This is a genomic window from Methylobacterium gossipiicola (assembly GCF_900113485.1).
Classification (GTDB): Bacteria; Pseudomonadota; Alphaproteobacteria; order Rhizobiales; family Beijerinckiaceae; genus Methylobacterium; species Methylobacterium gossipiicola.
The window spans coordinates 36,999-47,083 of record NZ_FOPM01000028.1; the positions used below are offsets into that span (position 1 = coordinate 36,999).

9 protein-coding genes, 1 tRNA gene and 2 pseudogenes are annotated in these 10,085 nt (G+C 67.4%); 4 read left to right on the forward strand and 8 right to left on the reverse strand.

All coding sequences use genetic code 11. The annotated features are described in order from the left end of the window. Window positions 1–28 precede the first annotated feature (28 nt). A complete protein-coding gene (groL, locus tag BM249_RS18440; RefSeq protein WP_091974759.1) occupies window positions 29–1,681 on the forward strand; it encodes a chaperonin GroEL in 1,653 nt (550 codons plus the stop codon). A 467-nt stretch (window positions 1,682–2,148) separates the two neighbouring features. On the opposite strand, the gene BM249_RS18445 is transcribed toward groL, so the two are convergent. The 3 genes from BM249_RS18445 to BM249_RS18455 form a co-directional block, all read right to left on the reverse strand. Then, complete coding sequence (locus tag BM249_RS18445; protein ID WP_143103799.1) at window positions 2,149–2,625, reverse strand: hypothetical protein; 477 nt, start codon at window positions 2,623–2,625, stop codon at window positions 2,149–2,151. Beyond that, window positions 2,615–3,505, reverse strand: a complete 891-nt coding sequence (locus BM249_RS18450; RefSeq protein ID WP_091974763.1) for a ParA family protein — start codon at window positions 3,503–3,505, stop codon at window positions 2,615–2,617. The genes BM249_RS18445 and BM249_RS18450 overlap by 11 nt, the downstream gene beginning before the upstream one ends. A 532-nt stretch (window positions 3,506–4,037) precedes the next feature. Then, on the reverse strand, window positions 4,038–4,670 hold the full coding sequence (locus tag BM249_RS18455; RefSeq protein WP_091974765.1) for a 2OG-Fe(II) oxygenase: 633 nt from the start codon (window positions 4,668–4,670) through the stop codon (window positions 4,038–4,040). Window positions 4,671–4,859: 189 nt separating this feature from the next. On the opposite strand from BM249_RS18455, the gene BM249_RS18460 reads away from it, so the two are divergent. Next, window positions 4,860–5,156, forward strand: a complete 297-nt coding sequence (locus tag BM249_RS18460; RefSeq protein WP_091974767.1) for a hypothetical protein — start codon at window positions 4,860–4,862, stop codon at window positions 5,154–5,156. A gap of 154 nt (window positions 5,157–5,310) precedes the next feature. Continuing rightward, window positions 5,311–7,410 carry an ABC transporter ATP-binding protein/permease gene (locus tag BM249_RS18465; protein ID WP_091974769.1) on the forward strand — a complete coding sequence of 700 codons (2,100 nt, stop codon included), beginning with the start codon at window positions 5,311–5,313 and terminating at the stop codon, window positions 7,408–7,410. Window positions 7,411–7,416: 6 nt separating this feature from the next. Here BM249_RS18465 and BM249_RS18470 read toward each other — a convergent pair whose 3' ends face one another. Genes BM249_RS18470 through BM249_RS18480 form a run of 3 tightly spaced genes read right to left on the reverse strand, consistent with a single transcriptional unit; the run spans window position 7,417 to window position 9,007 of the window. After that, on the reverse strand, window positions 7,417–8,133 hold the full coding sequence (locus tag BM249_RS18470) for an LrgB family protein (RefSeq protein WP_091974771.1): 717 nt from the start codon (window positions 8,131–8,133) through the stop codon (window positions 7,417–7,419). Next, window positions 8,130–8,525 (reverse strand): CidA/LrgA family protein, encoded by a 396-nt coding sequence (locus BM249_RS18475; protein ID WP_091974772.1) that lies wholly within the window; start codon window positions 8,523–8,525, stop codon window positions 8,130–8,132. Before BM249_RS18475 ends, BM249_RS18470 begins: the two co-directional genes overlap by 4 nt. 14 nt (window positions 8,526–8,539) lie before the next feature. Continuing rightward, entirely contained in the window at window positions 8,540–9,007 is a 468-nt protein-coding gene (locus BM249_RS18480; protein WP_091974774.1) for a tellurite resistance TerB family protein, read from the reverse strand. A 231-nt stretch (window positions 9,008–9,238) separates the two neighbouring features. Here BM249_RS18480 and BM249_RS18485 point away from each other — a divergent pair. After that, window positions 9,239–9,314: transfer RNA gene (locus BM249_RS18485), tRNA-Thr, on the forward strand. Between the two features lie 495 nt (window positions 9,315–9,809). Here BM249_RS18485 and BM249_RS22055 read toward each other — a convergent pair. Together BM249_RS22055 and BM249_RS21395 are read right to left on the reverse strand one after the other, a co-directional pair. Continuing rightward, a pseudogene (locus tag BM249_RS22055) lies at window positions 9,810–9,982 on the reverse strand (IS481 family transposase); the annotation flags it as partial. 10 nt (window positions 9,983–9,992) lie between these two features. Next, window positions 9,993–10,085, reverse strand: a pseudogene (locus tag BM249_RS21395) (IS5-like element ISMex42 family transposase); the annotation flags it as partial.

Consider the following 10,085-nt stretch of genomic DNA (forward strand, 5'->3'; position numbering starts at 1 on the left):
GCTTCCCACCGCATGAGGATTTGAGCACATGGCAGCCAAAGAAGTCCGTTTCAGCTCCGATGCCCGCGAGAAGATGCTGCGCGGCGTCGATATCCTGGCCGACGCCGTGAAGGTGACGCTGGGCCCCAAGGGTCGCAACGTCGTCATCGAGAAGAGCTTCGGCGCCCCCCGCATCACCAAGGACGGTGTGACGGTCGCCAAGGAGATCGAGCTCTCCGACAAGTTCGAGAACATGGGCGCCCAGATGGTGCGCGAAGTGGCCTCGAAGACCAACGACATCGCGGGTGACGGCACCACCACCGCCACCGTGCTGGCCCAGGCCATCGTCCGGGAAGGCGCCAAGTACGTCGCCGCCGGCATGAACCCGATGGACCTCAAGCGCGGCATCGACCTCGCCACCGCCGCTGCCGTGAAGGACATCACCGGCCGCGCCAAGAAGGTCGCCTCGTCCGAGGAAGTCGCCCAGGTCGGCACCATCTCGGCCAATGGCGACAAGGAAATCGGCGAGATGATCGCCCACGCCATGCAGAAGGTCGGCAACGAGGGTGTCATCACCGTCGAGGAAGCCAAGACCGCCGAGACCGAGCTCGACGTCGTCGAGGGCATGCAGTTCGACCGCGGCTACCTCTCCCCGTACTTCATCACGAACGCGGAGAAGATGGTCGCCGAGCTCGAGGACCCCTACATCCTCATCCACGAGAAGAAGCTCTCCTCCCTGCAGGCCATGCTGCCGGTGCTCGAGGCCGTGGTGCAGACGGGCAAGCCCCTGGTCATCATCGCCGAGGACATCGAGGGCGAGGCGCTCGCCACCCTCGTGGTGAACAAGCTGCGCGGCGGCCTCAAGGTCGCGGCCGTCAAGGCTCCGGGCTTCGGCGATCGCCGCAAGGCCATGCTCGAGGACATCGCGATCCTGACCCAGGGTCAGATGATCGCCGAGGACCTCGGCATCAAGCTCGAGAACGTCACCCTGCCGATGCTCGGCCGCGCCAAGCGCATCCGCATCGAGAAGGAGACCACCACGATCATCGACGGTCTCGGCGAGAAGGCCGACATCGAGGCCCGCGTCGGCCAGATCAAGGCGCAGATCGAGGAGACCACCTCGGACTACGACCGTGAGAAGCTGCAGGAGCGCCTGGCCAAGCTCGCCGGCGGCGTCGCGGTCATCCGCGTCGGCGGCGCGACCGAGGTCGAGGTCAAGGAGAAGAAGGACCGCGTCGACGACGCGCTCAACGCCACCCGCGCAGCGGTGGAAGAGGGCATCGTCCCCGGCGGCGGCACCGCCCTGCTCCGCGCCCGTGAGGCCGTCCGCGCTCTCCAGAGCGACAACCCGGACGTTCAGGCCGGCATCAAGATCGTGCTGAAGTCCCTCGAGGCCCCGATCCGTCAGATCGCCGCCAACTCGGGCGTCGAAGGCTCGATCGTGGTCGGCAAGATCACCGACAACACCTCTTCGATCACCTTCGGCTTCAACGCCCAGACCGAAGAGTACGTCGACATGATCCAGGCCGGCATCGTCGACCCGGCCAAGGTCGTGCGCACCGCCCTGCAGGACGCCGCCTCCATCGCCGGCCTCCTCGTCACCACCGAGGCCATGATCGCCGACGCTCCGAAGAAGGACAGCGGCGCTCCCATGGGTGGCGCCGGCGGCATGGGCGGCGGCATGGGCGGCATGGACTTCTAAGAAGTCCAGACGCCCAAGACCCCACCAAGGTGTCCAAGCCCGGTCGGCCGGGTTTCGACACGAGGTTGACTTCGAGAGATCGACAGAAAGGGGCCGCCGCGAGGAGGCCCCTTTTTTGCTGTCGTGGACGCCCACGGGCCTCGAAGGGGCGCTGTCCTCGATTGATCACCTCGGATCGACACGGCGGGACGGGCACCCCTGCCGGACAGGCAGGGCGATCGGGGATGGATTATTGATCTTTCGGAAGGCCCGGTCCGGTCGTCATCCCGGGGCCACGGAGCGGAACCCGTGATCGAGAACCGCAGGGGGCAAAGGTTCTTCGCCATCGGCGGCTCCCGGGTCCGGGCTCGCCTCCGGCGTCCCGGGATGACGAATCGGGGCCATCCGCGATCGCTCTGTCCTTCCTGGAGGGGGCAGGCCCGCGTCGGAAACCGAATGGACCGACCGGAGCAGTGTCGGAAACTGGCTTAGTTTCCCCCTTTGCGCTTGCGCGCGGGTGGGTCGTGGTCCCGTCCGTCCCAGCGAGCGCCGAAGGCGGCGGACCCGATGGCGCGCGGCACAGGGGCCTCGGCGCGGGGCGGTGAGCGGGGCGCTTTCGCCGGTGCGCCATGGGCGCATGGGGCGGCGCCGCCGGCCAGGGCGACGATCTGACGGCGCAGCCAATGGGCTGGGGCGGTCTTCCCGTCGGGATGGCGGGGATCGAAGCGGGAGACGAGGGCGCGCGCTTCGGTCTCCGTCAGCCCGTCGATCACCAGGGTGAACGCCGCGTGCCCCAGGATGTCGTAGATCTGTCGGATGCCGGCGAGCGGAAAGGTCCTTGCCTTCAGCTGCCGGATCACGAGGGCGCGGGCGACCTTGGCGGCCTCTTCCCGGATGTCGGGAAAGGCTCCGGGCGTCTGGGCGATCGCCCTGAGAAGGGCGACGCCGTCCACGTCAAGCTGCATGAAAAATGCCTTTCACCTCATCGACCAGCGGGCTGAGGACGGTGGCGATGTAGGGGCCGTACTTGCCGACGAAGGTCGGCGGCACCGTGTGCGGCACCAGGGCTTCGGCCAGGGAGGCGGCCTGGGGAACGCGGGTGGCGAGGAGCCGAAATCCGGCATCGCTCGCTTCGGATTCCGCTTCCAGGCGGGCGAGGATCTGCTTGTGCTGACGGATCTGGCGCTGGAACCGGGTCACCAGGATATGCGGCGGACGCCGGGACCGCAGTGCCTCCTCCTCGTCCCAGGCCCACAGGGTCTGGACGAAGGCGTCGAGGCCGTAGGTCGAGAGATAGTCGGGAATCGACGTGACCAGGACGAGATCCGCTCCCCGGATGGCCACCTCGGTCATCGGTGACAATCCGGGTGCGCAATCGAACAGGATATAGTCGTAGGCCCGTGCCAGGGGCTGGAAATCCGTGGCGAAGAGGCGGCGCAGCTTGGCGTCGATCTCCTTCATCGACAGCTCACGGGCACTCAGGGTGTAGAGGATTTCCCGCTCCACCAACCGTAAGTGCGGTCCCGCGGGCAGAAGCGACAGCGCGAGGGGCGCGCCCCGATGGGTGGTGATGCTCAGGCCCGAGCGGATGCGCGGCTGGAGCTGCGGCTTCTCGCGGAGAATCAGTTTCAGGGCGAGATAGGCTTCGAGGGTCCGCCCCTTGGCGATGAGCTCCCCCAGGAGCGCTTCCCCGGCGAGGCAGACCGAGACGCTCGCCTGCGGATCGAGATCGACGACCAGCACGCGGGCTCCCCCCGCGGCCAAGGCTTCGGCCAGCATGATGACGGTGGTCGTCTTTCCGACACCGCCCTTCATGTTGGCGACCGCGATCAACTTGCCGACCATACCAAACGATCCGTTCCAAGCCTGCCGCGACAGGCCGGGGTTTCACTTGCCGAAACGGGACATGCCTGGACCCCGAGGCAACTTCGTAAGGTGAATCGCTGGTTGAGTCTTCCCTCAAGAGTCCCGCACGGGGACAATCGTTGTGTATGCGGGACTGGATTGGAGGAGATAGGGTCGCTTCCCCGACAAAGCCGATCGTCCCGGATGCACCGACAGGCACGGACGGCCTCGTCCGACGCCTCCGCGCGCGGAGCGGCGTCGGAGCAGGCCGAGATCGCGCGGCGGGGCGTCGGGAAAGAGGCGGTCGAGGAGCTTCACGCCGGGCAGCGCGCAGCCGTCTCCGATCCCGTCGATCCGACCGAGGGCGGCATTGTGGGGTGTTCCAGGATGGCCCCATCACGGTCGCAGGGCCGCCCGGTGGCTGTGGCCGGAGGGCGCCGTCGAGATCGCCGCCGCCCCTGACACGAGGGACGCCCGCCCCCGAGGCCCGTTGCGGCGGTCTCGCCGTGACCGGGGCGGCGCCCGGCCGGACTCAGCGGCCGAAGATGCCCTTCAGGAACTGGGCGGTCCGGTTGCGCTTCTTCTTGCGCTCCAGCTCGGCCGCGTCCCGGACCCAGGCGACCTGCACCACCCGGCGCTCGCCCTCGAACGGCTCGTGGCCGTGCCAGGAATTGTCGGCGCGCAGGAAGGCGAACATCGTGCCCATGGTGGGCGGGACCTCGACGGCGAAGGGCTCGTAGTTCTTGCCGTCGTACAGCACCCGCAGGCGCCCGGCGGCCGGCGCGTCCCAGGCATCGTTCATGTAGACGAGCAGCGTCATCACCTTCGATGGGCCGTCCGTGTGGATCGAGCCGTATTTCAGCTGGCTCTTCTTCATGATGGTGGTGAGGCGCGGGCACGATACGAGATCGATGCCGAATTTCTCGCCCAGGATGCGGGAGAACGCGTCACTCTCGAGTTCGTCGATGAGCGCCTTGAACCGACCTTTCAGCGCCACCTCGTCGACGGTGAGGTACCCGGGCTTGGCGATGGCGGGGAAGTCCGCGCGAATCCCGTCGATGGCCGCCCGATCGAGAACATCCGTCCCCAGGAAATAGGTATAGGGTTCGCGCGACAGGGGTGCGTTGCGCACGGCATCGAGGTTGAGAATGGAAAGTCCCGACATCTGAAGGTCCGTTATGGTTGGCGCCGTACCCGACTGTACGGGACAGTGTGCCTGTTGAGCGCAATGGCCGGTGGATAGACCCGAGGATTGCGGCACCCGAACGGCAGGACGGGTCCGAGGCCTTTTCGCGCCATTCGGAAACTGCCATGCTTGGAGCCTCTGAAATCAACGGAACGGCCCCCAGCCCTCGTGACGCGCCGCCTCGCCTTCGCCCTCTGGGCCGTCCTGACGGTGCCGGCGAGCGCCCAGAATGCCGGGACGACGAACCGCATGATCTGTACCGACGCCATGGCGCTGGTGAAGGATCGGGGGGCGGTTTTCCTCGATACCGGTGGCCAGACCTACCGTCGTTTCGTGCGTGACCGCAGCTTCTGCGAACTCACGGAAATCGCGGATCTGCAATTCGTGCCGACCCGGGACAACCCGGAATGCCCCATCGGTTATCGCTGCCGCGAACCGGGCTACGGCGATTGGGACTGGCAGTAGGACGTTTCGTCCCGCGTGCCCGGCAGGACTTTTGTCCGGTCCGCTTTGAGACGGCCACGATCTCGCCACGACCCCCCGTCACTCCGAACCCCGCCCGCGCCCGGCACGCCGCCGCGACGCGCGGGCTGAAGCGACGTTCGGGGGAGACGAGCACGTGGGCGTATTGAGGACGGGCCTCGGCCTGCAGGCCGTCGCGACGGCGTTGTTCGCCCTCGTTCTGGTGGCGTTTCCCGGGGAGGCCACGCCGCCCCTCTACGTCTCCCTGAGCGGCTTCGCCATGGCGGGCATCCTGCTCGCCTCGGGCAAGATCTCCGCCTACCTGAAGATCTTCATCTCGGTCTACGGCATAGGCTACCTGTTGTTCGCCGGGGCCAAACTGCTGGCGGCGTTGGGCTTGCTGGCGCCGACCCTCGCCGCCCTGCTGCCGCCGGCCTTCGCCGCCACGGGCGCCGTGGTGTTCGCCGGGATCGTGCTCGCCATCTCGCACCTCAAGGCGATCCGGGCGATCACCCTCATCGCCGATCCCTACTTCGCCAACAGTGATGCCCCGACCCGCGAGATCGGCCTGTTCCGCTGGTTCGGCCGCACCGAGGGCAAGATCGGCCAGCGCCTCGTGGCGCTCTCGATCTTCGTCAGCTTCGCCGATGTCGCCCTGACCCTGCGGTTCAATTTCTGGTATCGCGATCTCTACAATGCCATCCAGGAATACAACCTCGATGCGTTCTGGTACCAGATTCTGTGGATCTTCGTGCCTCTGGCGATCCTCAACGTCAGCATCGGCATGTTCGATCTGTTCGTCGACCAGTCCCTGCATATCCGCTGGCGGACCTGGCTGACCCGGAGCTTCTACGAGCGCTGGCTGGGCGACGGCACGCATTACCGCATCCCCTTCACCGACGAGCATGCCGACAACCCGGATCAGCGCATCCAGGCGGACGTAAACGCCTTCATCTCGCAGACCGCGAGCCTGTCGATCCGTCTGCTGTCGCAGGCTGCCCAGCTCGTCTCCTTCATGGTGATCCTCTGGACCCTGTCGCGGGATTTCGTGCTGCCGTTCACCGACACGGTGGTGCCGGGCTTCCTCGTCTGGGCCGTCATCACCTACGCGGTCGTCGGCACCTGGCTCGCCCATCTCATCGGCAAACCGCTCATCGGCCTCGATTTCCGCCAGGAGCGGGTCGAGGCGGATTTCCGCTTCTCCCTGGCCCGCAGCCGCATCTACGGCGAGCAGATCGCCCTGTTGCGGGGTGAGCGCGCCGAATCCGTGCGGCTCCGGTCCCTGTTCGACGGGATCATCGAGAACTACGTGCAGATCATCTTCCGGCGCATCAAGCTCATCGCCTTCTCGTTCGGCTACACCCAGGCCAGCACCATCGTGCCTCTGGTCATCGCGGCGCCCTCGTACTTCATGAAGAAGATCACCTTCGGCGCCCTGCAGCAGACGGTGAACGCCTTCAGCAACGTACAATCGTCGCTGTCGTTCTTCATCAACGCCTACACCACCCTCGCGGCCTACAAGGCCAACACCAACCGCCTGTCGTCGTTCAAGCGGGCCATGACCAAGGCCGAGGCCATGGCAGGGGCCGGCTACGGCCTCGCCCAGGCCAACGCCTCGGGGAGCGACGTCACCGCCGAGGGCGTCACCCTGGCGCTGCCCGACGGCCGCGAGATCGTGCGGGCCGACCGCTTCACCCTGTCCCGTGGCGGCGCCACCCTCGTCACCGGCCCGTCGGGCGCGGGCAAATCGACCCTCTTCCGGGCCATCGCGGGCATCTGGCCGTTCGGCCAGGGCCGGATCGCGGTGCCGCCGGGCCAGTCGGCCCTGGTGCTGCCGCAGCGGCCCTACCTTCCCCTCGGGACGCTGCGCGGCGCCGTGGTCTACCCCGCCACCACCGACCAGTTCTCCGACACCGCGATTCGCGAAGCCCTGGTGGCGGCGCAGTTGCCGCAACTCGTCGATCGCCTCGACGAGGTCGATGCCTGGGACCAGCGTCTGTCGGGCGGCGAGCAGCAGCGCCTCGCCCTCGCCCGCGCGGTGCTGGCCAAACCCCAATGGCTGTTCCTCGACGAATCCACCGCCGCCCTCGACGAGCCGAGCGAGGCCGCCCTCTACCGGATGCTGCGGGAGCGTCTGCCGGAGACCACCATCGTTTCCATCGGTCACCGCTCGACCCTGCACGCGCTGCACGACCGGCGCATCGAGATGCGCGCCGGCGCGGACGGCCGGTTCGTGCCGACGCCCGTCGCCGGCTGAGGCGCGCTACTTCAGGAAGCTCACGGCGATGGGGGCCAGCATCGCCGTGAGGAAGGCATTGAGCCCGAGGGCGATGCCCGCGAAGGCGCCCGCGACCACATCGACCTGAAACGCCCGCGCCGTCCCCACCCCGTGGGCGGCCAGGCCGGCGGCGAAACCCCGGGCCCGCATGTCGCGGATCCGCAGGAGATTCATCAGCGGGGTCACGAGGATACCCCCGGTCATACCGGTGAGCATCACCAGGACGGCGGCGAGCGTCGGGTCGCCCCCGAGCGTCTGGGCGATGCCCATGGCGACGCCCGTGGTGACCGATTTCGGCGCGAGCGACACGATCACCTCGCGCGGCACGCCGAGGAGATGCCCCAGCGTCAGGGCCGACGTGAGGGCCACAACCGAGCCGACGAGCAGGGCCGCCAGCATCGGCGCCAGCGCGCGCAGGACCGTGGCGCGGTATTCGTAAAGCGGGAACGCCAACGCGACGGTGGCGGGGCCGAGAAGGAAGTGAACGAACTGCGCCCCCTCGAAATACGTGGCGTAGGGCGTGCGCGTCACCTCCAGCACCGCAGCCGTCAGGGCGATGGCGATGAGCACGGGATTCGCCACGGGGTGGCGGTTCGTCGCCGTGGCGATCCGGTCGGCGACCGCGTAGGCCAGAAGCGTCACCGTGAGCCACAGGAGTGGGGTGCGCGAGAGATAGACCCATACGGCGAAATCGCCCGTCACCGCTCCTCCCCCGTCCGCAGCCACCGCGCCACCCACACGAAGGTGAGGGCCGTGGCCGCGAGGGTCGTGAGGGTGGACACCGCCACGATGACGGCGAGCGCCATCCCGTTCACGGCGATCACATCGAGGCGCCCGACGATGCCGGCTCCGGCCGGGACGAACAGCAGCGAAAGGTTGGCGAGCAGCCCCCGCCCCGTGCTTTCGAGTTGCCCGTCCACGAGGGGCTTCGGCAGGATGCGGGCGGCGGTCCGGGCGTAGCGGTCGCGCAGCACGAGGAAGATCAGCAGCAGCGCCATGCCGATGACCGGGCCTGGCACGGGAAGACCCGTGACTCGAGCCAGGACTTCCCCGACGAGCTGAGCCGCGAGGATCAGGGTGAGGCCGACGATCATCGCACGGCTCCGTCTTAAGGCCGGGCCGCCAGGGGATCGCCGGCGCGGGCGAGGAGGATGCCGGCCTCGTCGAAGCCCAGCAGACCGCCGAGGCGCCAGACCAGGGCTTCCTCGAACTCATGGACCTCGCCGTCGGCTCCCGCGACGGACCACGCCATGGCGAGGAGCCGCGCTTTCTGTTCGTGCCCGGCCTCGTGGCCGATGACCTCGACGAGGGCCGCCATGTCGCGGGTCTGCGCGTCGTAGGCTGCGGCCCGCGCGATGAGAGCCTCGGCCTCGGACCGCGTCGCGGCGAAGCGTCCCTCGACGAGGCGGGCGAGGCGCTCGGTCTCCTCCGGCGCCAGGATGCCGTCGGCCCGTGCCACGTGGACGAGCAGCGCGATGGCGGCGAGGCGTTCGTCCGCCTCCCCCACGGCATCGGCGGTTCCCCGAAGCCCGAAAGCGTCGGCGGCATAGGCACGCAGGCGGGCGATGAGCGACATGGCGATTCCTGAACGGGCGATGCCGGACCCTGCGAGGTACCCCCCGGTCCGTCAAGCAAGCCATTTCCTCAGGCGTGTTTCGGTTCTCCGATGCCGTCCCATAGTGGCACCGTTGCATCGCACTCCACCCCCGGCGCCTTCGACGCACGCAGAGTCTTGCCAACCGCAAGGCGGCCCGATATGAACCCTGCCAACGACGCCGCGCCGACGCACCCGTCCGCACCGCCTCGTGCCGCAATAGCTCAGCTGGTAGAGCACCTCATTCGTAATGAGGGGGTCGGGGGTTCGAATCCCTCTTGCGGCACCACCAGTCCCCCACTATAGCGCTCGCGCCGAAACGCTGACTCACCGATCAGTTCGGAGAGACGCAATAGTACTCGGACCTAAAATCTCTGTCGTGGTGATCTCGGATGAGTGGTCACATGCTCGATCGGGGTCCGAAACGCTTCGACAAGCGGCCGTTTGTCCTGCCCCCTTCTGCGTCGCGGACCGCGATAGGCTCAGCTGCTGAGTCTTGATGCGGCAAAGGTTAAATCGACCAGGGGCGCATGTTGCGCGATGATTTGGCCCCAGTCCGCGATTGGCGCCAGTTATTTCATTGGGTGCGGCCTCTTCCATCCTGAGTTTCGGCAGCGTTGCTTCAGTCTCGACCTTGGGAAAAGGATGCCCCTCGTGTCAGCTCGAAGCGCCCGATCAGATCCGTGCGCAACCCTCCAGTCGGGCCGCGATCTTTGACCGATGCGATCAGCGGAGATCGTGAATCGGCGACGTTCGATCTTGCGACGCTTTACATGTGATTCGATCAGCCCGGACGCGTGTATGGTCCCGGGATGAGGTGTGACGGTCGATCTTGAAGCGATTGGGCTCTTTCGTCCAGGCGTTCAGGGTGAACTAGGTGGGTGTCAGGCCCCGCAGGGTCTTGAGCCGACGAGCGTGGTTGTAGGCATCGACGAACAGGTGCAGATGCGTTCGAAGCTAGGGCGTGTCATCGCTTGAGCCAATCGAGGGCGGCTGCGAGGCAGAGGACGCCGGTGAAGCTGGCGGCGGTCTTTTCGTAGCGCGTGGCGATGGCCCGCCA

Bases quoted from the DNA above. Each gene is read 5' to 3' on its own strand.
- groL (WP_091974759.1), top strand. From the start codon at position 29: ATGGCAGCCAAAGAAGTCCGTTTCAGCTCCGATGCCCGCGAGAAGATG.
- BM249_RS18475 (WP_091974772.1), bottom strand. From the start codon at position 8,525: ATGATCGTCGGCCTCACCCTGATCCTCGCGGCTCAGCTCGTCGGGGAA.
- BM249_RS18480 (WP_091974774.1), bottom strand. From the start codon at position 9,007: ATGTCGCTCATCGCCCGCCTGCGTGCCTATGCCGCCGACGCTTTCGGG.
- BM249_RS18445 (WP_143103799.1), bottom strand. From the start codon at position 2,625: ATGCAGCTTGACGTGGACGGCGTCGCCCTTCTCAGGGCGATCGCCCAG.
- BM249_RS18450 (WP_091974763.1), bottom strand. From the start codon at position 3,505: ATGGTCGGCAAGTTGATCGCGGTCGCCAACATGAAGGGCGGTGTCGGA.
- BM249_RS18455 (WP_091974765.1), bottom strand. From the start codon at position 4,670: ATGTCGGGACTTTCCATTCTCAACCTCGATGCCGTGCGCAACGCACCC.